This window comes from Apibacter sp. B3706 (genome assembly GCF_011082725.1).
In the GTDB taxonomy this organism is placed as follows: Bacteria; Bacteroidota; Bacteroidia; order Flavobacteriales; family Weeksellaceae; genus Apibacter.
On sequence record NZ_CP049715.1, the window covers coordinates 2,237,915 to 2,261,515 of the forward strand.

The 23,601-nt window shown below is 30.2% G+C and carries 19 protein-coding genes and 4 tRNA genes; 16 read left to right on the plus strand and 7 right to left on the minus strand.

Annotation, left to right across the window (positions count from 1 at the left end; all coding sequences use genetic code 11):
* Positions 1-28 precede the first annotated feature (28 nt).
* Both metI and metN read right to left on the minus strand, forming a co-directional pair.
* Complete coding sequence (metI, locus tag G8C41_RS09775; protein ID WP_166007560.1) at positions 29-682, minus strand: methionine ABC transporter permease MetI; 654 nt, start codon at positions 680-682, stop codon at positions 29-31.
* Positions 675-1,706: a methionine ABC transporter ATP-binding protein MetN gene (gene metN, locus G8C41_RS09780; protein WP_105296856.1), complete on the minus strand. Its 1,032-nt coding sequence runs from the start codon at positions 1,704-1,706 to the stop codon at positions 675-677. The genes metI and metN overlap by 8 nt, the downstream gene beginning before the upstream one ends.
* A 295-nt stretch (positions 1,707-2,001) precedes the next feature.
* Between metN and G8C41_RS09785 the strand changes: the two genes are divergently transcribed.
* The 4 genes from G8C41_RS09785 to G8C41_RS09800 all read left to right on the plus strand — a co-directional run bounded on the left by G8C41_RS09785 (position 2,002) and on the right by G8C41_RS09800 (position 6,527).
* Positions 2,002-2,466 carry a MarR family winged helix-turn-helix transcriptional regulator gene (locus G8C41_RS09785; RefSeq protein ID WP_166007562.1) on the plus strand — a complete coding sequence of 155 codons (465 nt, stop codon included), beginning with the start codon at positions 2,002-2,004 and terminating at the stop codon, positions 2,464-2,466.
* A 20-nt stretch (positions 2,467-2,486) separates the two neighbouring features.
* Positions 2,487-3,122, plus strand: coding sequence for an NAD(P)H-dependent oxidoreductase (locus G8C41_RS09790; protein ID WP_160541640.1), 636 nt, complete (start codon positions 2,487-2,489; stop codon positions 3,120-3,122).
* 443 nt (positions 3,123-3,565) lie between these two features.
* Positions 3,566-5,371 carry a hypothetical protein gene (locus tag G8C41_RS09795; RefSeq protein WP_166007564.1) on the plus strand — a complete coding sequence of 602 codons (1,806 nt, stop codon included), beginning with the start codon at positions 3,566-3,568 and terminating at the stop codon, positions 5,369-5,371.
* The gene (locus G8C41_RS09800) at positions 5,364-6,527 is read left to right on the plus strand and encodes an HNH endonuclease (RefSeq protein ID WP_166007566.1); all 1,164 of its coding nucleotides are present in this window, start codon (positions 5,364-5,366) and stop codon (positions 6,525-6,527) included. Before G8C41_RS09795 ends, G8C41_RS09800 begins: the two co-directional genes overlap by 8 nt.
* Before the next feature lie 167 nt (positions 6,528-6,694).
* On the opposite strand, the gene G8C41_RS09805 is transcribed toward G8C41_RS09800, so the two are convergent.
* Positions 6,695-6,778 (minus strand) — tRNA-Leu (locus G8C41_RS09805).
* 97 nt (positions 6,779-6,875) lie between these two features.
* Here G8C41_RS09805 and aroQ point away from each other — a divergent pair.
* From aroQ to G8C41_RS09825, 4 genes are read left to right on the plus strand one after another with little or no spacing between them, the layout of a single operon-like run.
* Positions 6,876-7,304 carry a type II 3-dehydroquinate dehydratase gene (gene aroQ, locus G8C41_RS09810; RefSeq protein ID WP_105296851.1) on the plus strand — a complete coding sequence of 143 codons (429 nt, stop codon included), beginning with the start codon at positions 6,876-6,878 and terminating at the stop codon, positions 7,302-7,304.
* Between the two features lie 36 nt (positions 7,305-7,340).
* Entirely contained in the window at positions 7,341-8,357 is a 1,017-nt protein-coding gene (locus tag G8C41_RS09815) for an AI-2E family transporter (RefSeq protein WP_166007568.1), read from the plus strand.
* Positions 8,358-8,399: 42 nt separating this feature from the next.
* Positions 8,400-8,900, plus strand: coding sequence for a peptide-methionine (R)-S-oxide reductase MsrB (gene msrB / locus G8C41_RS09820; RefSeq protein WP_166004804.1), 501 nt, complete (start codon positions 8,400-8,402; stop codon positions 8,898-8,900).
* 32 nt (positions 8,901-8,932) lie between these two features.
* Complete coding sequence (locus tag G8C41_RS09825; RefSeq protein ID WP_166007570.1) at positions 8,933-9,556, plus strand: L-threonylcarbamoyladenylate synthase; 624 nt, start codon at positions 8,933-8,935, stop codon at positions 9,554-9,556.
* A 157-nt stretch (positions 9,557-9,713) separates the two neighbouring features.
* Here G8C41_RS09825 and G8C41_RS09830 read toward each other — a convergent pair whose 3' ends face one another.
* Together G8C41_RS09830 and nhaA are read right to left on the minus strand one after the other, a co-directional pair.
* The gene (locus G8C41_RS09830; RefSeq protein ID WP_166007572.1) at positions 9,714-12,629 is read right to left on the minus strand and encodes a M16 family metallopeptidase; all 2,916 of its coding nucleotides are present in this window, start codon (positions 12,627-12,629) and stop codon (positions 9,714-9,716) included.
* Positions 12,630-12,672: 43 nt separating this feature from the next.
* On the minus strand, positions 12,673-13,860 hold the full coding sequence (gene nhaA, locus G8C41_RS09835) for a Na+/H+ antiporter NhaA (RefSeq protein WP_166007574.1): 1,188 nt from the start codon (positions 13,858-13,860) through the stop codon (positions 12,673-12,675).
* Positions 13,861-14,135: 275 nt separating this feature from the next.
* Between nhaA and G8C41_RS09840 the strand changes: the two genes are divergently transcribed.
* From G8C41_RS09840 to G8C41_RS09865, 6 genes are all read left to right on the plus strand, one after another.
* Positions 14,136-14,897, plus strand: a complete 762-nt coding sequence (locus G8C41_RS09840) for a class I SAM-dependent methyltransferase (RefSeq protein ID WP_166007576.1) — start codon at positions 14,136-14,138, stop codon at positions 14,895-14,897.
* A 99-nt stretch (positions 14,898-14,996) separates the two neighbouring features.
* Positions 14,997-16,220, plus strand: coding sequence for a bifunctional folylpolyglutamate synthase/dihydrofolate synthase (locus tag G8C41_RS09845; RefSeq protein WP_166007578.1), 1,224 nt, complete (start codon positions 14,997-14,999; stop codon positions 16,218-16,220).
* 97 nt (positions 16,221-16,317) lie between these two features.
* Positions 16,318-16,392: transfer RNA gene (locus G8C41_RS09850), tRNA-Val, on the plus strand.
* 49 nt (positions 16,393-16,441) lie between these two features.
* Positions 16,442-16,512: transfer RNA gene (locus tag G8C41_RS09855), tRNA-Gln, on the plus strand.
* Between the two features lie 89 nt (positions 16,513-16,601).
* Positions 16,602-16,856, plus strand: a complete 255-nt coding sequence (rpsT, locus tag G8C41_RS09860) for a 30S ribosomal protein S20 (RefSeq protein WP_105296844.1) — start codon at positions 16,602-16,604, stop codon at positions 16,854-16,856.
* 15 nt (positions 16,857-16,871) lie between these two features.
* Positions 16,872-16,943, plus strand: a tRNA-Glu gene (locus G8C41_RS09865).
* Positions 16,944-17,210: 267 nt separating this feature from the next.
* Here the strand turns inward: G8C41_RS09865 and G8C41_RS09870 are convergent.
* Together G8C41_RS09870 and G8C41_RS09875 are read right to left on the minus strand one after the other, a co-directional pair.
* Positions 17,211-17,636 (minus strand): DUF1493 family protein, encoded by a 426-nt coding sequence (locus tag G8C41_RS09870; protein ID WP_166007580.1) that lies wholly within the window; start codon positions 17,634-17,636, stop codon positions 17,211-17,213.
* Positions 17,637-18,289: 653 nt separating this feature from the next.
* Positions 18,290-18,895, minus strand: a complete 606-nt coding sequence (locus G8C41_RS09875; protein WP_160568812.1) for a 2,3-bisphosphoglycerate-dependent phosphoglycerate mutase — start codon at positions 18,893-18,895, stop codon at positions 18,290-18,292.
* Between the two features lie 168 nt (positions 18,896-19,063).
* Here G8C41_RS09875 and G8C41_RS09880 point away from each other — a divergent pair, with 168 nt between their 5' ends.
* Together G8C41_RS09880 and G8C41_RS09885 are read left to right on the plus strand one after the other, a co-directional pair.
* The gene (locus G8C41_RS09880) at positions 19,064-21,031 is read left to right on the plus strand and encodes a S9 family peptidase (protein WP_166007582.1); all 1,968 of its coding nucleotides are present in this window, start codon (positions 19,064-19,066) and stop codon (positions 21,029-21,031) included.
* Positions 21,032-21,361: 330 nt separating this feature from the next.
* Positions 21,362-23,539: a thiol protease/hemagglutinin PrtT gene (locus tag G8C41_RS09885; RefSeq protein WP_166007584.1), complete on the plus strand. Its 2,178-nt coding sequence runs from the start codon at positions 21,362-21,364 to the stop codon at positions 23,537-23,539.
* Positions 23,540-23,601: the final 62 nt, after the last annotated feature.

Genomic DNA, 23,601 nt, shown 5'->3' on the forward strand with positions numbered 1-23,601 from the left:
CATATTATTTTAGACTTATTTTAACTTTTTAACGATGATCCACTTTTTTTGAAAGATAATCTCCGATGAATTGGATCGCAAAAACAAGTAAAACTAATAATAATAAAACAAAATTCATAATTTCCATATTCTTGTTTACGTATCCTTCTTGATATCCAATTTTTCCCAATCCTCCGGCTCCAACAGTTCCTCCCATAGCCGAATAACCGACTAAAGTAATTAAAGAAATGGTTGCGCAATTAATTAATGAAGGCAATGCTTCGGGTAACAATACTTTTTTAATAATTTGAAAAGGAGTTGCTCCCATAGCTTTAGAAGCTTCAACTAAACCGTTCGGTACTTCCAACAGGCTGTTTTCAACCATTCTGGCGATAAACGGGGCAATTCCCAAGCTTAGAGGAACTAAGGCTGCAGGTACTCCTATGGAAGTTCCAACAATCATCCGTGTAAAAGGAATCATCCAAACAATTAAAATAATAAAAGGAATGGCGCGGAATATATTTACTAGGGTGGAAACCGTTTGATTGAAAACAAGACTTTCTTTAAATTGACCTTTGCGGGTGATAAATAGAAGGATTCCGACAGGCAATCCTATCAAATAACCGAAAAAGCCGGAGACAAAAGTCATGACTATGGTTTCCCAAGTTCCTTTTGCTAAGAGATCAATAATTGAATTAGACATATCCTAATAAAGTTACTTTAATGTTTTTACTTTTTAAATACTCAATGGCAGCCATTTCTTTAGAAATCGTACCGATAATTTCCGTTAGCATGACCCCGAATTTAACTCCTCCCGCATAGTCCATTTGAGCACTTATAATATTGTTGTTAATATCAAATAATCTGGAAATTTCGGATAATACCGGTTCATCGACCGTATTACCAGATATCTGTAGTTTTAGTAAGGGATGTTTTCCTTCTTCCGGCATATGGGTAATGCGTTTTTGATAATCTACCGGTATCTCTAAATGTAAGGATGAAGATATAAAACGCTGAGCTAATTCCGTTTTAGGATTTGAAAAAATTTCAGAAACACTTCCTTGCTCAATTAATTTTCCACCGTTCATGACAGCTATATCATCACAAATTTGTTTTACCACATCCATTTCATGAGTAATCAATAAAATAGTGATTCCCAACTCTTTATTTAAATCTTTGAGTAGAGATAAAATGGAGCGAGTAGTGGAGGGGTCTAAAGCACTGGTTGCTTCATCGGATAATAAAACTTTAGGGTTGTTGGCCAACGTTCTGGCAATAGCAACTCTCTGTTTTTGTCCTCCGGAAAGGTTCGCCGGATAACTGTCTAATTTATCCGTAAGTCCTACGAGCTCAACCAATTCATAAACTCTATTTTTTATTTTAGTCTTGGGAGTATGATTTAATTCCAAAGGAAAAGCAATGTTATCAAATACAGTTCGGGAGGAAAGAAGATTGAAATGCTGAAAAATCATTCCTATATTTCTACGGGCAGAGGTTAATTTGGAAGGAGATAATTCCATCAAATTTTGACCATCAATCCAAACCTCTCCGGAATTAGGCCTTTCCAGTAAATTAACACATCTTATCAGTGTACTTTTTCCTGCACCGGATTCGCCAATAACACCAACTATTTTTCCTTCGGAAACCGAAAGAGAAATATTGGAAAGGGCTATGTTTTTTTTGCCTTTATGTTCGAATGTTTTAGTAATATTTTTTAACTCAATCATTTAATTGATTAAATTTTTTAAGTCTTTATACGATTAGGATTTGTGCAAAGGTACAAATAGTATATAGAAACTCATATTAAATTACAACATTTACTGCTAGGAGAACATTTTAAATCATCCGAACCATTATAGGTTTATAATAAATTAGTTTTTTGGGAGGTGTAAATTCTATAAAATGAAATAGTATATAATTAAACCAAGTAAGAATTCTTGAAAATAAATTTATTAATAAAATAAACTAAAAAACTTGCATATTAATTGTGTGCAATTTAATTTTACTCAATCTAAAAACAATATGGAAAGTTTACAATTAAAAGATCAATTATGTTTTCCCATCTATGCGTTGTCCCGACTGATTACAACGCTTTATAGACCACATTTAGAAAAATTAGGGATAACCTATCCTCAGTATTTAGTGATGTTAGTTTTATGGGAAAATGAAGAAATATGCGTGAGAGATATAGGAGAAATGTTGTGGTTAGATAGTGGAACCTTAACTCCACTGCTTAAAAGAATGGAGGAAAACGGACTTATAAAGAGATGTCGGTCTACTAGAGATGAAAGACATATGTTGATTCATCTTTCAGATCAAGGAAGGAAAATGAAAGAAGAAGCATGGATAATTCCTCATACTCTTAAGACGGAATTGGAAATGGAGGAAAATGAGTTATCAGAACTTCAGAAAGAATTTTATAAGTTATTATCTATTGTTACGGCAAAATGTAAGAATAAATGCAAGGATAAATCAGAATCAAAATAATATTATTTAAAATTAATTATATGGAATTAATAGACTCACTTAAATGGAGGTATGCAACTAAAAAATTCGATGCCTCAAAAAAAGTTGAACAATCGTTGGTAGATCAAATCATTGAAGCAGCTTGGTTAGCTCCCACTTCTTCCGGATTACAACCGTTTAAGGTTATTGAAATTACTAATCAGAAATTAAAGCAAAAGATGGTTTCCCTGTCTAAGGATCAAAAACAAGTGGAAGATTGTTCACATATTTTAGTTTTTGCTGCTTGGGATAATTATACAGAAGAAAGAATCGATACCATTTACGGACATATAACAAGAGAACGCAATCAGCCATCTGATGCTTATCAAAGCTATACCGATCGTATTAAAGGAGTATATCTGAATTCAGCCGCTGAAAATAATTTTGAACATGCAGCACGTCAAGCGTACATAGCTTTTGGATTATCGATTGCTGCTGCTGCAGAATTAAAAGTTGATACTACTCCGATGGAGGGATTCGATAATCAGGCTATAGACGAACTTTTACAATTACGCGAACTGGGTTTAAGAAGTGTTGTCATGCTTCCTTTGGGTTACCGAGATGAAGAGAATGATTGGTTAGTTAATTATCCAAAAGTTAGACACCCTAAAAAAGATTTTTTAATTAAAATAGTTTAGAGAAGAACCTATTTTACACAAAATTTTAATCATTAAAACAATAAGAGGCTTTATTATTAAAGTTCTCTTATTTTTTTTGCATGAGTTTGAAAATCAAAAAATTGCAAATAAGCAGTTAAAAAGTAATAAAATAGACATCGGAAACTAATTAGGGGTAAGAGGGTATGCCCGGAGGATAAGTTATACCTATTGTTTCCGATGTATACCTTCGTTGTTAACTAAGTATTGAATGTATAGGAACTTAACGGATACACAATTTACGATATATGTTAATAATCCCTAAAAAATAATCGGAACTTTAAGTAAAACTGTTTATATATCTAAAAATGTTTTAAGGTATTTAGAAAGTAAAATATATGGTAGACAAAAAAAATAAAGATTAAAAAAATTTATTTCAATCAAGACAAATTTTTAACTTTATTATCTGAAAAAACTAATATATTATGATTTCTAAAATACATATCCCTAAAGGGACCTTGCCTTATATTTTCGGCTCAGATCATGAGGCGTTAACACTAAATCTGGTTAATGAGGCGATGGATACAGATTTAAATTATATTGAAAATAAAAATTCATCAGGTTCAAAAAAAGAGCCTAAGTACATTTCAAATTTTTGGGGAGAAAATATTCAATCGGTATCCGCTATTGTAGGAAATAATGGTGCGGGTAAATCTACTTTGCTAAAAGCCATAAGAGATGGTAACTGCCAATTTATAGGAACTGATGGGGAAGAAATACCCCATAATTCTAAATTAATATTCTATTATAATTCAATTCTTGGATATGATGATACTCCAAGTGTCAGTTTAAACACCAAAAATGTTTTAACACTTTCAAAGTTTTCGTTATTAAAAGAGGGTAGTGAGCATTTAAATTCAGATTTTTCAAGGTTGTTGAAAGTTCATAATAATGCAATGTTTGAAAAAATTTTAAGTTTAATTCAAAATCAAAAAGTATATAATAAATTATTGGAACTGGGACTGCCCTCGATAAACAATATAAAAATTAAACTAAATTTTTTCAGTAGAATCACTTATCATATACCGGATAAATATAAAGCGTTTTTTGATTATTTTAATTATGATTTACGCAGAGGTAGTAAAGAACTAGAAAAAATATTTAAGAAATCAGATAAATTAATTAATAAAGATAAAGAAATTTTAAAAGAAAGATTTATTATAACTGTAATAACTAGATTGCTTTCAATTTTTGAAAATGAGGATAACATAAATATACAAGAAGGTTTTATAAGAGGAGGTAAAACAGTGGAATTTTTAAAAACTAAAAATATATATGGACTTAAAGAAGATTTTTATTGGTTTTTAGATAATGCCTATATCAAAGTTGATAATCAAGAATTTAAATTACCTGTACAAGAAATAAAAAAATTAATTGAAGTTTTGTTATCAACAGTTGAAAAATCAACAATTGAAAAAACAAATGATTCTGCTTGGTTTAATAGTTTTAATGCTAATTATTTAGATGCAAAAAAAATCATAGATGCTTATAAGGATTTTACAAATGAATTAAAAAAATATTTTAAAATTAATATTAGACGACCTTTATTTAATTTTTTTACAGATCGAGAGCTAAGCAGTGGTGAAAAATTGATGTTCGAACAATTTTCAATTTTTAATGAACAAGTTTATCGCATTGAAAATGAAATAGAGGTAAAGAATAATACAGATGAATATTTAATTTTACTGGATGAAGCAGATGTATGCTTTCACCCTTTGTGGAAGAAGAAATACATTAACATGCTTTTAGAAGTTCTACCATTAATTTTTGTTAATAAAAAGCTTCAAATCATTTTCACCACCCATGACCCTCTAACTCTTTCAGATATACCTCATCAAAATATCCTTTTTTTGGGAAAAGGTGAAAATTATACGAAAGTATTAACAAACAAAAGAAAAACTTTTGGCGCTAATATTTCAAATTTATTGGCAGATTCCTTTTTTTTAGAAGATGGATTAGTGGGAGATTTTGCTAAAAAGAAAATTGAAGAAGTGATTCATGTTTTGAATAAGATGATTGAAAATAAAAACAATAATCAACACATTTACATTTCAGAAGAAGAACAACAAAGGATTAGAAATTTAATCCGTATGGTTGACGAACATATAATCCAAAGTAAGCTCATTAAAATGTATAATGAAGTTTTTGAGCCATCCATAGACAATGAAATACAAGAATTGGAAGAAAGATTAAATTATCTTAAAAATCTTAAAAACAAAACTCATGATTAGTATACGAGAATGTATTTCAGAATCTGATCTGTTAACTGCCAGAGATCAACACATTGCATTTATTTCTGAAGAAGTTAAAAAAAGAAATAAATTTTATATAAATTTATTTGAAACGATACAATTAATTCATCAAGGAAAAATAGAAGACGATGATGTTGAGAATAATATAAAAAAAATTAGGTTGCATCATTCACAATATGATTCTTTTATTAAAGTAATCTTTAAAGACAATAAAAGTGTTGATAAAAAATATAAAAAATTAAAAAATAAATCCTTATTCCGTGAAGAACTTAAAGATTTCAAAAAGGTTTTAAAGATACTTAATGATTTACATACTAATTGTCTTCGTATTTTAGGTTTGGATTTAAGTTCAAATGAAGAAGACATCGTTCTATATAAAAAATATGAAGAAAAATATAGGAATTATAAAATTTTGCTAAATAAGATTTTTGATTATGAAAACTGGTTTCAGAAAATTACACCGGAAAAAGAATGGGGGCCCTATCAACTGACTAAAAAACTAGGAATACAAGTATGTTGCTATTGCAATCGCCAATATACGTTTACTTTATCTAAAGGAGTAAAAAAAATAACCAGGCCCGAACTTGATCATTTCTTGCCCAAAAGTAAACATCCTTTATTAGCACTAAATTTTTTTAATTTGATTCCTTCATGTAGTGTTTGCAATAGAGACTGTAAAGGAACTGTTGATTTTTCTTATGAAAAATATTTGTCACCCTATGAATCCAATCCTAAGCACCAATTAATAAAATATGATTACAAACCGGAAACCTATTTGGGTGCTATTGGCAAAACTGATGAAATAAAGGTTTTCACTAAGATAAATGAGGGAAATGAAGATCAACGTTTACAAGAAAAAGTAAAGGGAAATATCAAAGTTTTTGAATATAATAAAATAGCAAATGAACACAGAGATATTGTACAAGAGATTATAAAGAAAAGATGTATATTTAATGATAAATATATAGAAACCTTACAGCAAGCATTTCCCGATATTCATCTGACCTTAGAAGAGGCCTATCAATTAGCTTACGGCAACTTTTATGATGAAAAAGAATTTACTAAAAGACCCTTAGCTAAATTAACCAAAGATATTGCTGTTGCAACGGGAGTAATAAAAAATAAAATTAGCTAATTTTAAAGAAATTCGATAAAAATCAGTGAGATCGAAAAAATAGTAAAAACCAGGCGGTAAAGCTAGGGGTTGCTAAAAAGGTTTAGGTAAAAGTTAAAGAAATCAAATAGGTATATTATATAAAAAAATCACAACTGTTTATAAATAAACATGTTGCGATTTACGTGTACCCAGGGCGGGAATCGAACCCGCACGATATTGCTACCACTGGATTTTGAGTCCAGCGCGTCTACCAATTCCGCCACCTGGGCATTTTTTTCAGGTGTGCAAATATACTTAAATATTCTTTTTCGCCAAAATTTATGTTTTTATTTCATTCATTCTTCCTTATATTCGTAAAAAAAGATTATGAAAATATTAATTATAAATGGTCCTAATTTAAACCTGCTTGGACAAAGAGAAACAGATATTTACGGTCATTATTCTTTTGAAGATTATTTTAAACATTTGCAAAAAAAATTTATTGATGTGGAATTAGAATACTATCAAACCAACCATGAGGGCTCGATTATTGATAAGATTCATGAAAAAGGTTTTAAATGTGAAGGTATTGTAATTAATCCGGGAGCATATACCCATTATTCCTATGCAATACACGATGCTATAAAATCAGTAACCGCACCGGCTATTGAAGTTCATATTTCCGATATTGAAAAAAGAGAAGAATTTAGAAAAATTTCAGTCATTAAAGATGCTTGTGTTCATCAGATTAAAGGCAAAGGATTACCCGGTTATGAAGAAGCTATTGAATATTTAATAAAAATGAAACAACCTTAACTAGCGAGTATAAATAATAAGTAATTGATAGTATAAATGAATGAAAAAATAAGTGGAAAAGTAATACATCAGATATTGTTTTTGATTATAATAATATCTCTTTTTATTCTTATTATAAGTCAGTTGGCTATATTTCTTCCCAGCTTTTTAGGAGCAATTACATTATATGCCTTATCCAAAGATTTTTTCTTATATCTGACAGAAAAAAAGGGATTGAAAAAATGGATATCAATTAGTATAGTTTTTCTTCTTGCCTTATTGATCATTTCGATTCCTGTTTATTTTATTATTGAATTAACCTATTCTCAGGTACATACGGCTATAACTTATTTTGATAAAATAAATAATTCACTGGTCAGTATTGTAAATGATTTACAAACAAAATACGGACTAAATATACTTAGCAAAGACAATATCATTCAAGCGACCACCTGGGTAGGCAGGGTCGTGCCTAAAATATTAAATTCAACGGTAAATTCTGTAGTTGTTTTTTTCTTTTCTTTTGTTTTATTCTATTTTATGATTATGAATATCAGGAAAATTGAAAGCACCTTTTTAAAATGGTCTCCTTTAAAAAAACAAAATACCGAAAGGCTAGGACAAAGGTTGAAAAAAATGATTCAATCCAATGCCATCGGCATCCCATTAGTTGCTGTTGTTCAAGGAATGGTAGGAGCTGTCGGCTATGCCATTGTAGGATTGGATAATTTATGGTTTTGGTTTGCGGTTACAACATTTACATCCATGTTGCCTATCGTAGGTTCTGCATTGGCCTATGTTCCGGTTGCCATTTTATTGTTCACCTCCGGAGAAACCTGGCAATCTGTATTTATTTTATTGTACGGCATTATAATTATTGGAACATCGGACAATATCGTGAGGTTTACATTACTTAAAAAACTGGACGATGTTCATCCTTTAATTACCATCTTTGGTGTAATATTAGGAATGAATATTTTTGGATTTATCGGATTAATTTTCGGTCCTATATTATTATCCAGCTTTTTCCTGCTTTTAGATGTTTACAATAACGAATTTAGCGATAATCCTTAAGAAAATGTAGTTCTACTATTGGAATGAATTTTGTTTTTTACCATGAATAAATTTAATAAACTGTTTCAGTCGGCAGGTAGTATAGGTTTGGGATTACTCATACTATCTTGCATTTCTAAAGACAGATTAGAAGTAACCAAAAAAGAAACAAAAATGAAGGTAACAAAATCAGAAGAAGAGTGGAAAAAACAGCTTTCTCCCGAAGAATATTACATTTTGAGAGAAAAAGGAACAGAGGCTCCTTACAGTGGAAAATTCAATATGCATTTTGAAAAAGGAGTGTATACTTGTAAAGCTTGTGGTGCGGTTCTGTTTGATAGTGATTCTAAATTTGATTCGCATTGCGGATGGCCCAGCTTTGATCATGAAATAGCCAAAGGCCGAATTATCGAAAAATTAGATACTTCTCATGGTATGACCCGAATGGAAATCCTTTGTGCTAATTGCGGGAGTCATTTAGGACATGTGTTTAATGATGGCCCTACAAAAACCGGATTGAGATATTGTGTTAATTCTGCTTCACTGGATTTTGTAAAAGAATAATACATTGTTTACCAATTGTAAGAATTAACATTATGGCTAAAACCCTAAGAATTTATCCGGAAAATCCTTCAGAAAAAGCAATTAATGAAATAGTTGAGGTATTAAAAAAGGGAGGAATTATTGTTTATCCTACCGATACGGTTTATGGATTGGGTTGTGATATCTTTAATCACAAAGCCATGGAAAAGCTTTCCAGAATTAAAAATGTTAAACTGGAAAAAACAAACTTTTCCTTTGTTTGTAATGATTTACGGAATTTATCTCAGTATACTAAGCCCATTGAAACGAATCTATTTAAACTTCTGAAAAGAACTTTGCCGGGGCCTTTTACTTATATTCTTGCAGCTTCCAATACGCTGCCCTCTTATTATAAGAATAAAAAAACAGTAGGAATTAGAATTCCCGATCATAGTATTCCTAGAATTATCGTTGAAAAATTAGGCAATCCCATAGCATCCACTTCAACACATGATGATGACGAGATTTTAGAATATATTACAGATCCCGAATTAATAGCCGAGAAATATGATAAATTAGTAGATATTGTTATTGATAGCGGTGCGGGAGGTTATACTCCTTCTACGGTTGTTGATTTAACTTCCGGGAGTCCGGAAATACTCCGCCGGGGAAAAGGTGATTTAGATCTGTATATTTAATTTCCATTTACATTTACTATTTCTGATCGAAAAAGTCAGTTTATATAAAAAGTAAAAAAGAACCGAATATAATTATTCGGTTCTTTTCTTATAAAATTTGAAAATTTTCTTTTTTAATAGGATATTAATTTAAACAATTCATGTAGAATAAGATGTATTAATAATTAAATAATTCATCAATAGACAATTCATGAACAGTTCCTAATTTTTTAACCGAATTCCAATTAAGATTTTCCTTTTTTCCAATTAAAGATACATTATAGGTTTTTCCCTTGATTTCACGATTAAAAAAATCTTTAAGATCCTTAAGTTGCAATGTTTGTATTTGAGAATACATATCTTTTCTTAAATCGTAATCAATTCCTCTTTTTTTGGCGGAAAGATAGGACCAATAAATTGCTGATTTAGTGATACGGTCTGAAGCAATTTGTTTCAAAGCACTTTTTTTAGCATTGTCAAATTGTTTAGCAATTTCAGGCATATTGTTCATTAAATCTTTCATTGCATCAACTGCTTGTGGTAATTTATTGGCTTGAGTTCCAATATAGGAAGAAACATAATCGTATTTATCCTTATCAGAAGCGATGGTATAACTGGCATAAGCAGAATAAGCTAATGATTTACTTTCTCGAATTTCTTGAAAAACAATGGAAGACAGACCTCTGCCGAAATACTCACCAAATACTTTTGCATAAGGCATTTTAGCTATATCAAATTTATTTCCTCTTGATTGGAAAAGTATTTCGGCTTGTACCATATCGTAAGGAGCAAAAAACAAGCTGCCGTCAGATGCAAGTTCCTTATAAGTTATAGGGGAATTATACTCTTTTCCGCTTCCGAAATTATGATATTTTTGAACCGCTTTTTTAATAACAGATTCATTCGGTCCATAGTAAAATATTTCATGTTTGTAATCGAATAAACTTTTACATATCTTAACTAAGTCCGCAGGTTTTTTGTTTAATAAATCCGCTTCAGAAATAGTATTTCTTAACCTGTTATTTTCTCCATAACGGGCATACAAAGCTAAAGCATTCAGTATTGCCTGTTTATTTAATTTAGAATTTTTTCTGGCTTTAAGTATAGTTTGTACATATTTTTGATATGTTTCTGAATCAGGATTAGCATTTTGCAAAAAATGTTCAAATAATTCTATACCTTTTGGGATATTTTTTTCTAAACCTTGCAGGTTTAGGAATATTTGTTCATTTTGAACCTGAATAGAATAACTGATTCCTATTTTATAGAACTCTTTTTCAAGATTGGATTTTGTATACTTATCAGTGCCCAGAAGGGAAAGATAATTTAAGGCCAGATCCAATTCTTCATTGTTATCTGATCCAAAGTCAAATATATAATATAGATTTCCTAATTCGTTATTTGAATTTTTAATATAGGAAAGAGGAATATTTTTTACATGATCAAAAGTTATTAATTTTTTATAGTCTATAAATTGAGGTTGAATTTCTTTTTCGGGAAGTTGGGAGAATTTTTTATAAAAATCTGATTGTTCCGTACGATTTAAAGTTATAGGAGTTATTCCCGGATTTTCAACTCGTACCAGTTTATCATTGGTTCCTTTTTCTTTATAAACCACAACATAATTATCCTTATAAAATTCATTGGCAAATTTTACAATACTCTCTTTATTCATTTTATCCAACTCATTAAATTCATCTAAAATTTGTTGCCAAGATAAATTTTGGATAAAAGCATTATACATTTGAGTTGCTACCCCGTTAGCTGTATCCCAGCTGCTGATGCGTTGCGTTTTTAAATCGTTGACAATAGCTTTAATCAACCAATCATCAAAATTTCCTTTTTTTATGATTTCTAACTGATCTAGTAAAAGTTTTTGTACTTGTTCCAAAGATTGTCCTTCTCTTGGAGCTCCATATAAGGAATGAAGACCATAGTCTTTAAAAATAGATATGTAAGATCCAGCCCCTTGAGCTAATTGTTTTTGATTGATATTTATATCGATTAACCCCGCACCGGAATTATTCAAAATCATATTAACCATTTTAACGTAAAGAGCCTCTTTGCTACCGGCTCCACTACACCTAAAAGCTAATTGGATTCTTTCTGAAGATGGACTTTTTACTACTCTTTTAACAACAGAGGTCAACGGCTGTTCAATGGGTTTTTTCAAAACGGGCAATTCTTTATATTTGAAATTGCCGAAATAGGTATCTACTAATTGTATGGTTTCATCAAAATTTAAGTCGCCCACCAATACAATTGCCATATTATTAGGAACATAATAAGTCTCATAATATTCATGAATTGCTTTCATGGATGGATTTTTCAAATGCTCGGATGTTCCTATAGTAGTTTGTTGTCCATAAGGATGGGTAGGAAATAGAGCATCCATCAATTCATAATTAACCAAACGCATATCGTTATCTTGAGCGCGATTAAATTCTTCATAAACAGCTTCCAATTCTGTGTGAAAGAGACGTAAAACTAATTCGGAAAATCGTTCTTTTTCAACAAATAACCATCTTTCTAATTCGTTGGATGGAATATTGTTTTTATAAACCGTTTCATCTAGCCAAGTATGCGCATTGGTTCCGGTTGCGCCCAATTCTGAAATTAATTTGTCGTATTCGTTAGCAATGGCGTATTTAGATGCTTCTTGGGATACTTCATCTATTTTTTTATAAATTTCCTTTTTCTTTTTTGGATTTTTTTCAGCTTTATGTTGTTCGTATAAATCTGAAATACGGTTTAATAATACAGATTCTTTGTCCCAATCAGAAGTTCCGAGTTTACTGGTTCCCTTAAACATCATATGCTCTAAATAATGAGCAAGACCGGTATTCTCGGACGGATCATTAGCAGATCCGGTACGTACCGGAATGTATGTTTGAATTCTTGGTTCATCATTATTTCGGGATAAATATACTTTTAAACCATTTTTCAGCGTATAAATTCTTGAATTGGAGGGATCGTTCGTTACCGTTTCATAAGTATACCCCTTTGAATCTGTTACTGATTTAGTTTTATAGGTTTGTGCGTTCGTGGTCATTATAAAAAATGTTAATACAAGTAATAAAAATATTTTTTTCATATTATTATTAGGTTTAAAGGTGTGAAAATACAAAAGATTTTTGTTAGATTTTATTTTTTCGGAATATAAAATATAAGTATATATATCCAATTAAAGCAGAACATAGGGAGGAAAATAGAATCATAATTTTAGCATGAGTTATATAGTCGGCATGTATAGCCGGATTAAAAGCCAGTAAGGTAATAAAAATAGACATAGTAAATCCAATTCCACCTAAAAAACCGATTCCTATCATTTGCTTCCAATCTGTTTCCGAAGGAAGCCTACAAAATTTCAAAGCACAAGCCAGATAAGTAAATAAAATAATTCCTAAAGGTTTTCCAACGATTAAGCCAAAAAATATTCCAAGAGTGTACGATTGAGAGAAAAGCTCTTGAATATTTAATTGAATAGATAAGGCTGTGTTGGCAAGTGCAAAAAGAGGAAGTATTATAAAATTGACAGGTAATTGGAGTATAGATAGTAATTTCATGGCTTGAACATGGGGATTACCTCCTTCAAAGGGTATGGCAAATGCCAGTAGTATACCCGCAAGAGTTGCATGTACACCGGAATTAAGTAAGCAATACCAAATTCCTATACCGCCGATTATATATAAATATAAATGATTGATCTTTAGTTTTTTAAAAAGTAATAGTATCGTCCATATGAATAAGGCAAAAAATAAAAAGATCCAAGAAAGTTTTTTAGTGTAAAAAAAGGCTATAACTAAAATAGCCCCTAAATCGTCAATTACAGCTAAGGCAGTGAGAAATACACGGAGAGACAAGGGAATTTTTTTTCCTAATAAACTCAATACCCCCAACGCAAATGCTATATCGGTTGCCATAGGAATTCCGGCGCCAGAAATGGTGTCTTTTCCTAAATTTAAATATGCATATATTCCCGCAGGAATAATCATTCCGCCTATAGCTCCCAAAACAGGTAAAAGGGCTTGCGAACGATTGGAAAGTTTTCCAATATGTATTTCACGGATAAGTTCCAATCCCACCATTAAAAAAAATATACTCATTAACCCATCATTTATTAGTTCAGATACAGTTAATGCATTCCCCTGGGTGCTAAAAAGATATTCATTTCCTAATTTGAAGGATACCGATGTTTCCCAAAAATTATGATAGAAAGTGTGAAACGTTGAATTTGACAATATTATGGAAAAGATTGTACACAAGATAAGAAGTATCCCGACGGACTTCTCATTATTCATAAAATCTTTAATCGTTTTTCGCATTATACTCATTTATTGCTAATTACCGTATTGAATTATTAAGATTTGAATTATCGAGGATAATATATATATAGCTAAAATATAATTTTTAAATTTATGTTCACTTATAAATCAAACGGTATACTATTAATTATTTAATTATAAAAATTGAGAAAAAGATAAAACGAACCTTTTCATGCGAATTAACGCTCTATATGTCCAATATATGTCGCAATCTAATGGTATAAGTATTTTAACTACATTTGCATCATATCAGTATAATAAAAAGTAAAATATAAATGCAATCAGTTTTAAGAACATTATTCGGTTATTTAGCCAGACCACAATTATATCCGGAATTAGTAAGAAAAATTTATAAAAATATTTTCGACAGAGGGAGCGCGGTTCAAGGAAAAAAAGAATCCGAAATATGGTGTGCAGAAAGAGCAATCAGTCAGGATGATGCAATTTACCAGATTACAAAAAATGAATACTCTTTATATAAAGATTTTGCAGGACCAATGGAGGAGTCCAAAAAAATTGAGGCGGCTTGTCCGGTTAAAATGGGCGGAGCCGGAGCACTAGATCTTATCTACGCATTATGTGAATATACTCTGGCTAAAAATGTTATAGAAACCGGAGTAGCTTACGGATGGAGTTCTCTGGCGGCTTTATTGTCTTTACAAAAAAGAGGTGGAAATTTGTATAGTTCAGATATGCCTTATTTGGACAGGAATAATGATAAATTTGTTGGATGTGTAGTACCTGATAATCTTAGAAACTATTGGAAATTATTTAGACAAGCAGATAAAGAATCTTTGCCTAAAATATTCAAAGAACAACAGACTTTTGAGATAGCTCATTATGATAGCGATAAAAGTTATAAAGGTAGAATGTGGGCCTATCCTTTACTATGGGAAAGAATAGAAAAAAACGGCTTTTTTATCAGTGATGATATTGGAGATAATTCTGCTTTTATGGATTGGGTAAATCAAAATCATTTACAAACGGTAATTGTCGAATTTGAAGGAAAATATGTGGGAATTGTAAAAAAAGTATAGAGAAATAATTTCTTTATTAAAAAATGGTTATTTAAAATTTTACGGATTACTTCAAGTGTATTTTAATTTTTAATAATATAAATCGTATTATTTTTAGTCATGCAGACATATGAAGAAATTTTAGAGTGGTTGTATACCCAAGTTTCAAATTATCAAAATGTCGGGAATTCTGCATATAAGCCCGGATTTGAAAATATAATAAAACTGAGTGAAATTTTAGGAAATCCTCACAGAAAATTTAAATCCATACATATTGCGGGAACTAATGGAAAAGGGAGTGTTTCTAATATGACCGCCTCCATTTTAAAAGAAGCCGGGTATAAAGTGGGATTATTTACTTCTCCTCATCTTAAAAATTTCACTGAACGGATAAGGGTTGACGGAAAAGAATGCCCCTCAGAGTTTGTATATAATTTTTTAATTACTATTAGAGATCATTTTACTAAGGATTTTAATCCTTCCTTCTTTGAATTAACAACCGCTATGGCTTTTAGCTATTTTGCTAAAGAAAAAGTTGATATAGCTGTAATAGAGGTTGGAATAGGCGGAAGGTTAGATTCAACAAATATCATTACTCCCGAAGTATGTGCAATAACAAGTATATCGATGGATCATGTGGATTTATTGGGAGATACACTTGAAAAAATAGCCACAGAAAAAGCGGGGATTATTAAACCCGGAATTCCTGTAGTTATTGGAGAAGATAAGGAAGAAGTTAAAAAATTACTAGTACATATTGCTCAAGAGCGTAATGCCGAATATATAGATGCGACAAAAAATAAGGTAAACTATCCATCAGATTTAAAAGGTATATATCAAGAAAAAAATAAAAAAACGGTAGTAAGTATTATCGATGTTTTAAATGATAAAGGATTTAAAATATCTGTTGATCAGGTTAAAAAGGGCCTTTTGCATGTAAAAGATTCAATGAACTTTAGAGGAAGATGGGAGATTTTGCAATGGGAAAATCCAGTGATTATCTGCGATACGGCCCATAATGAGGATGGCTTTAAACAATTGGCCGAACAATTTAAACGGGTAACCTATAAAAAACTGAGAATTGTAATCGGTTTTGTAAAAGGTAAAGATTTAGATAAAATATTTCCACTATTGCCGATTGATGCCATCTATTATTTTGTAAAACCGGCTATTCAAAGAGGACTACATCCCAATGAATATACCGAAAAAATAGATTTATACTTCAAAAATTATCAAAAATTCGATAGTGTAGCAGAAGGATTTGATGCCGCTAAAACCCAGTCTGACAAAGAAGATTTGATTTTTATAGGAGGAAGTAATTTTGTGGTAGCAGAAATTTTTTAAAAAAAATATTTGCAAGTATAAAAAATGAGCGTATATTTGCAATCCAATTACGGAACAAAGTAATAAAGAAAAGCTCTTAAATATCTTTGTTTTAAAGGGGCGATTAGCTCAGCTGGTTCAGAGCACCTGCCTTACAAGCAGGGGGTCGCAGGTTCGAATCCTGCATCGCCCACAACAAGAAAAACCTTGATTTTTTTCAGTTAAGGTTTTTTTGTTGGTACAGACCCATGGTGTAACGGTAGCACACCGGTTTTTGGTACCGTTTGTCGGGGTTCGAATCCCTGTGGGTCTACAACAAATTAAATGAAAAAGTATATTTGTAGGATTGTAAAAAATAATTACATTTGCACCGCAAATAGATAATGAAAAGAAAGAATTAAAATGGCAAATCATAAGTCAGCAATAAAAAGAATAAGACAGAATCACGTAAGAAGATTACGTAATAAGTATTATCATAAATCAGCTCGTACAGCTATTAAAGAATTAAGAGCTGAAACAGATAAAACTGTAGCGGTAGGTAAATTACCGGCTGTTTTTTCTCAGATTGATAAGTTAGCAAAAAGAAACATTATTCATAAGAATAAAGCGTCTAACTTGAAATCTAAATTAAACAAGCACGTTAACGCATTAGCGTAAATAAAAATAATAGTAGGCCCGTTCGTCTATCGGTTAGGACTTCAGATTTTCATTCTGGCAAGAGGGGTTCGACTCCCCTACGGGCTACTAATCTCAGGCTTAAATTACTTTAATAATTTAAGCCTTTTTTTATGAAAATTAATTGTCATTTCAGGAAGTAAGAAAAAATTATGAATAAATTAATTGTAATATTTTATAATGTTTATTTACTATTCGATTTAATGGCTTCTTATAATTTTCCAATGCTCAAATCTTTTTAATATAGAGACCTTTTGTTATTTAAAAAGTTTAGAATAACAATAAATGAAGCAAAATATCATTTTTTAATATTATATAGTTATTGGTAAAATTGTATTATAATAGCACCCCCCTTTCAATAGCTAATTCTAATTCTTTTATACTAAGATCCTTTAATTCTTTTTCATAAATTAATCGTTGATAAAGAAAAATATTTACGGTTTTATTAAATATACTTTTTAATATATCTAACGCAGAATAGCTTTCAGGATAAAACCTTTCGTTAAATTTAAATTCATTGCTAATCTTTACATTAAATTCTTTCGTAAAATATGTAAGAAAATCATTTGCATCATGTCCAATTAATCCAAAATCTTCATATAATTTCATTTCAGGTTTAAATTGTATTTTATTCTCCCATTGGGATAATAAAACTTTCTCTAAAAATAATTGTAATTTATGATCAACCATATTTATTAAATTTATGATACCTCTAATTTTAACTACATCATTAATAAAATGATTATTTTTATTCAAAGACACAGAATGTCATTTGAAATTCGTAACTAGTTGTTTACGTGTCTAATCCAATCAATACCATAGTCAATTCATATCAATCACTAAGAAAGTACACAGATCAATGCAGTACTTATAAATTTCAACTATGATAAGGAGGTGAATTAAATGGTTATAAGATAGGATTTTCGTTTTTTACTAAGTAATTGTTGGAGACACCTAATTAGGCAATATTAGGTTATTCAAAAGTATGTGATCTAATGTAGTATGATAAAGTTTTTATATTTTGTAAATGTATAAAAAGGCATAGTAAATTGCAAATATATATTTAATAAAAATACATTTATATTAATAAAATGCATAACAACATAAATATCGACATATAATATAGTTTTATGAATATGCAAAAACTTACCATTTTTTATTAAAAATATGTATATAAAAGCTTTTAATTTGAATAGTTTGTTGATGAAATTTTCATTAAAACTAAAACTCATAAGGAATAGAATAAAATAAAAGTCCTGATTTCAATTGAAATCAGGACCATATGTTTAGTTAAATATTTGAGAAAAGCTATTCGAAGAGAATAACTTACTATGAAAAGAACTTTTTTTAATATTTTTATTTTAAGCTAGCTTAAAAAATATAATTTTGTTAATTTCATAAGAAGTTAACACATATTAGAGATTTTTAACCTTTAAAACATGTAAATTGGAATCTAATTCATAGAGTCTGGGCACTCCTGTAGCTATTTCAAATTTTATAATTTCTTCTGGAGTCATTTTTTCTAAATACATAACTAATGCACGTAAACTATTTCCATGTGCAGCTATGATTATGTTTTTTCCCTCCTTAATTTTTGGAACTATCTCACTTTCAAAATAAGGAATTACTCTTTCTGCAGTATCTTTAAGGCTCTCTCCATTAGGCGGAGCTACATCGTAACTTCTTCGCCAAATATGAACTTGTTCATCTCCAAATTTCTTAGCTGTTTCAGCCTTATTTAAGCCTTGTAGATCTCCATACATTCTTTCATTTAATGCTTTATCAAATTTCGTAGGTACATTTTTTATTCCGGCTTCATTCAACGCGATTTGTAAAGTTTCTTGAGCTCTTTTCAAAGCAGATGAATACGCATAATCAAAATGTAAACCTTTAAGCTGATCGCCGGCTTTTTTAGCCTCTTCTTTTCCTTTGTCGGATAATTCTACATCAACCCAACCGGTAAATTTATTTTCCAGATTCCAAACACTCTGACCGTGTCTCAGTAATACTAAAATTGCCATGATTACAAAATATTTATATTAACTATATTATCTTGAAATAATTGTGCCAATATAAAAATAATGACTATTAATTTACCCATAAATCTGATTAAAATTAAGAAGTAATGAAATAAGTGTTTAAGAAAATGTTAATTTTGAAATTATTTCAAAAAACGGAAAGAGTTAGTAATGAGAAAAAGTAGTTTACTTGTATCAATTCTAATCGGGATTTTTACTATGGCACAAAAACAAAATTTGACTCCTGAATTACTTTGGAGTTTAGGTAGGGTATCTATAGACGCTGTAAATGATACCGGAGACATTATTTATGGTGTTCAATATTATAATGTTGATGAAAATAACAGTACCAGAGATTTATATCATCTAAATCTAGATGGGCAAATTATCAGACTTAATGAAAGTAAAGACAAGGAAAAAGCATTATCTTTTCATTCACAAAATGAATTTATATATTCGGTGGGAGAAGATATCTATTCTTATAATCTAAAAACTAAGAAAACAGAAAAAATTAATAAAGAAAACGAAATTCTTTCCGGGTTACTTTATGCGAATAATTCCAACTATTTTGCTATATCTAAACCGGTAAAATTAGAAAAAGTTTTAGGCTCAGATATATATCCAACAATGGAAAAATCAGATGTGAAAGTTTATGATCATTTAATGTATAGACATTGGGATACCTGGAAAGACGGAAAATTTAAACATATATTCATTGGTAGTACAAACGGAAGTTTGGTGGATATCAATAAGGATGAAAAATATAATTCCGAAGATTATTCATTTTCTCCGGATAGTAAATATTTAGTTTACCAATCCAAAAAACTTTTCGGAACTCAAGATGCAATTTCTACCAATACGGATATATACCTTTATGATATATTTTCACAACAAACGCAAAATTTAACTGTTGAAAATAAAGGATACGATACTAACCCTAAGTTTAGTCCACAAGGTGGAGTATTGGCGTGGTTGTCAATGAAAACAGACGGATATGAGGCAGATAAAAATGATCTAAAAATTTATGATTTGGCTACTCAGAAAACAATAAATTTAACTTCAACTTGGGATAATACGGTAATAGACTATGTTTGGGCTAAAAATGGAAAGAAAATTTATTTTTTGGCCGGTATCAACGCTACTAAACAATTTTTTGAGTTAGATATCAAAACAAAAAAAATCAGACAAATTACCAAAGGTCAGCATGATTATGTTAGCATACGTATCACCGGTGATTATTTGGTTGGAGAGCGTCAAGACATGAATCATGCGTCTGAAATTTATAAAGTAAATATTAAAACCGGAGTAGAAACTAAGTTAACTTCAGTAAATGATGACCTCTATCAAAAGATAAAAAGTTGTAGAGTTGAAGAAAGATGGATTGACACTACTGATGGAAAAAAAATGTTGGTTTGGGTAATATATCCTCCAGATTTTGATAAAAATAAAAAATACCCTACTTTATTATACTGTCAGGGAGGGCCTCAAAGTACGGTATCTCAATTTTACAGTTTCCGTTGGAACTTTCAGATTATGGCATCCAACGGTTATATTGTTGTAGCCCCCAATCGAAGAGGATTGCCTTCTTTCGGCGTGAAATGGAATGAAGAGATATCAGGTGACTGGGGTGGACAACCTATGAGAGACTATTTATCTGCTATTGATGAAGTTTCTAAAGAACCCTATGTGGACAAAAATCGTTTAGGTGCTGTAGGAGCCAGTTATGGCGGTTATTCGGTTTATTATTTAGCAGGTATTCATAAGAAAAGATTTAAAACTTTTATTTCACATTGTGGGGTATTTGACTTAGAATCCATGTATGGATCAACCGAAGAAATATTCTTTCCCAATTATGATATAGGTGGAGCTTATTGGGAAAATCCTCAACCCAAAGCTTATAAAGAATTTAATCCTATTAAATTAGTTTCTAATTGGGATACTCCTATATTGATTATTCATGGGGGAAGAGATTATCGAGTTCCTTATACTCAAGGTCTTGAAGCTTTTCAAGCGGCGCAGTTGAAGGGCATAAAGAGCCGACTTTTGTATTTTCCGGAAGAAAGCCATTGGGTTCAACAACCTCAAAATGGTATAATTTGGCAAAAAGAATTTTTTAAATGGTTAAAAGAGACACTTTAGTTTTTAATTATCCATTCAATATAATAATATCTTATTATATCTATTACAAAAGTTAAAATATATAAATAATGGTCTAAAAAAGGTTGGAAGATTTTTTTTTCCAACCTTTTTTTATAAATATAAAAAAAAACTTTTAATCAAGCTTGTTTATAAAAATTAAAGAAGGCAAGATTATTTTCAATTTATGGTAATATTTTATTCCATTAAAGATGTGAATGTTAAGTGTATTATTAAAATATAAAGGCTTAAATTGGTTATTAAAATTAAATGACATCACATAATAAATGCATTTATTTATTACATTTGAATATAATTTTTAAAGAATTAACTATGAGAAATTTTTTGTTTTTTTTATTATTTATATTTAATTGCCTGCCGATATGGTCTAAACAAATAGATCAGGAAGAAGCAAAACACATTGCTGAAAATTTTATAAATAATCAATTTTCAAACTTAAAGAGAAGTAATGGGTTTAAACTAGACTTAGTTTATACTGCAGAGAATGAAGTAAATAAGCTAAAGAAAAATCATTCCGAAAAGTATTATTATGTTTATAATATTGGAGCAAATCAAGGCTTTATTATCATTTCAGCAGACGATATAAATTATCCGATCATAGGATATTCCAATTCCGGATATTATGATGCAGCTAATCTTCCGGAAAATTTCCAATCTTGGATGAAAACCGTTGAATTGGGTATGCAACAAGCTTTTGATAACTCAACCAAGCCTACCAAAGAAATTGAAAAGGAATGGGAATTATATAGAATTTCAAAAAAAAGCATCCCAACCAGACTTACCGCATTAGAACCGCTTATTAAAACAAAATGGAATCAAAGAACACCTTATAATAGTCAAATTCCTTATGAAGTTCTTACCGGTTGTGTAGCAACGGCTACCGCACAGATTATGAAATTTCATCAACACCCTAAAAAAGGAACAGGTATCATTCCGGCTTATCAGACCATAGACCCCAGTAACAATGTAACCTATAATATACAGCAGATAGATTTAAAGCAATACGAGTATGATTGGGCAAATATGTTAAATGAATATTATAATTCACCTACTCTCAATTATACCAATGAACAAGCAAAGGCTGTAGGGCTATTAATGTATCATATAGGAGCAAGTGCCCAAATGAAATATGGAGTAAAAGAAAGCGGGACTTCAAGCCGGAAAGCTTTAAAGGCATTGTATACTTATTATGATTATGACAAAAGTATAGATTATATAATTCGAGGTAAATATTTCAGTAATTTAAATGAAATACCTATCAGTGATGAAGAATGGGAGGAGATAATAATAAAAGAATTAAATGAAGATAGACCCGTCTATTATTCAGGAAATACGGACAAAAATTCTGGACATGCATTTGTTTGTGATGGATATGATTCCAACGGACTCTTACATTTTAATTTTGGATGGGGAGGAAATCAAGACGGATATTATAATTCAAATGCCCCATTAGAATATAAATATGGCCAAAGTATAGGTATAAATATAAAACCCAATGAAGGAGGAGAAAAAGTAAATAAATATTTTGTAAATAAGCTTACAATTTCAACTAATAAAGTATATAAAGATGAATGTTTTGTAGAAAAACATGATTTATACAACATAAATATAGAAGATACGATTATATATAAAAATCAATACATGGCTTTATATGATCTTAACAATACAATGGTAACTCTACTTAATGAAAGTACAAATCCGAATAATTTTAACAATAATTATTATACGCTAAACAGTACTATTAAAGCAGGGAAGTATCGTTTAAAAGTAGTGGAAAAGAAAGGAGATGCGTATATACCAATTAAAACGGCTCAAAATGTAGATGATACAAGTATAATAGAATTACTGGATGGTGTTAAATCGCATAACCTTAATTTATTAAATAATAAAGTTCTTACGGCTAACATAAAACAAGCTAAACCTAAAGATTACCTGCAAGTAGAATTTTCATTTGGAAATAATCGATGTAAACCTTTTAATGGAACGATAGCTTTAGCTTTGACTAATGATGAGGATAAATTGATCTATATTCTTGGAAAAGATTTAATAAATAATTTAAGAGAGGGTTATTACTATGGATCATATATAATTTCAGGTTACATACCGGATGATATTGCTAATGGAGCGTATCGAATCAGGATCTTTGCACGTGAAAATGATGGTCAAGAATGGCAATTGTTGGATGGGGCAGCCGTTAATTATCTTCCTCTAACCGTTGTAAATGGAAAACTGGGAATAGAAGAACTAAAAAATGATACGAATGAGTTTCTAATCTACCCTAATCCGGTTAAAGATATTTTATATATCAAATCTGATTCAGAACAACAAATTAAATCCATTTCAATTTTTGATTTTTCAGGTAAAGAAGTATTGCAAAGCAATATAGATCCTACTAATGGAGTAAATGTTAGCTCATTAAGTTCAGGAGCTTACATAATAAAAATTAAAACGTCTAAAGAAATAAAGAAATATAAATTTATTAAAATATAAATTTTACTTAAATTATCAGTAAAACATTTAAAATTTAAAAAAGGGTGAAGAATTTTCTTCAC

What these genes read in the sequence shown, in the direction of transcription:
- metI (WP_166007560.1), bottom strand. Translation starts at nt 682, where the DNA reads ATGTCTAATTCAATTATTGATCTCTTAGCAAAAGGAACTTGGGAAACC.
- metN (WP_105296856.1), bottom strand. Translation starts at nt 1,706, where the DNA reads ATGATTGAGTTAAAAAATATTACTAAAACATTCGAACATAAAGGCAAA.
- G8C41_RS09785 (WP_166007562.1), top strand. Translation starts at nt 2,002, where the DNA reads ATGGAAAGTTTACAATTAAAAGATCAATTATGTTTTCCCATCTATGCG.
- G8C41_RS09790 (WP_160541640.1), top strand. Translation starts at nt 2,487, where the DNA reads ATGGAATTAATAGACTCACTTAAATGGAGGTATGCAACTAAAAAATTC.
- G8C41_RS09795 (WP_166007564.1), top strand. Translation starts at nt 3,566, where the DNA reads ATGATTTCTAAAATACATATCCCTAAAGGGACCTTGCCTTATATTTTC.
- G8C41_RS09800 (WP_166007566.1), top strand. Translation starts at nt 5,364, where the DNA reads ATGATTAGTATACGAGAATGTATTTCAGAATCTGATCTGTTAACTGCC.
- aroQ (WP_105296851.1), top strand. Translation starts at nt 6,876, where the DNA reads ATGAAAATATTAATTATAAATGGTCCTAATTTAAACCTGCTTGGACAA.
- G8C41_RS09815 (WP_166007568.1), top strand. Translation starts at nt 7,341, where the DNA reads ATGAATGAAAAAATAAGTGGAAAAGTAATACATCAGATATTGTTTTTG.
- msrB (WP_166004804.1), top strand. Translation starts at nt 8,400, where the DNA reads ATGAATAAATTTAATAAACTGTTTCAGTCGGCAGGTAGTATAGGTTTG.
- G8C41_RS09825 (WP_166007570.1), top strand. Translation starts at nt 8,933, where the DNA reads ATGGCTAAAACCCTAAGAATTTATCCGGAAAATCCTTCAGAAAAAGCA.
- G8C41_RS09830 (WP_166007572.1), bottom strand. Translation starts at nt 12,629, where the DNA reads ATGAAAAAAATATTTTTATTACTTGTATTAACATTTTTTATAATGACC.
- nhaA (WP_166007574.1), bottom strand. Translation starts at nt 13,860, where the DNA reads ATGCGAAAAACGATTAAAGATTTTATGAATAATGAGAAGTCCGTCGGG.
- G8C41_RS09840 (WP_166007576.1), top strand. Translation starts at nt 14,136, where the DNA reads ATGCAATCAGTTTTAAGAACATTATTCGGTTATTTAGCCAGACCACAA.
- G8C41_RS09845 (WP_166007578.1), top strand. Translation starts at nt 14,997, where the DNA reads ATGCAGACATATGAAGAAATTTTAGAGTGGTTGTATACCCAAGTTTCA.
- rpsT (WP_105296844.1), top strand. Translation starts at nt 16,602, where the DNA reads ATGGCAAATCATAAGTCAGCAATAAAAAGAATAAGACAGAATCACGTA.
- G8C41_RS09875 (WP_160568812.1), bottom strand. Translation starts at nt 18,895, where the DNA reads ATGGCAATTTTAGTATTACTGAGACACGGTCAGAGTGTTTGGAATCTG.
- G8C41_RS09880 (WP_166007582.1), top strand. Translation starts at nt 19,064, where the DNA reads ATGAGAAAAAGTAGTTTACTTGTATCAATTCTAATCGGGATTTTTACT.
- G8C41_RS09885 (WP_166007584.1), top strand. Translation starts at nt 21,362, where the DNA reads ATGAGAAATTTTTTGTTTTTTTTATTATTTATATTTAATTGCCTGCCG.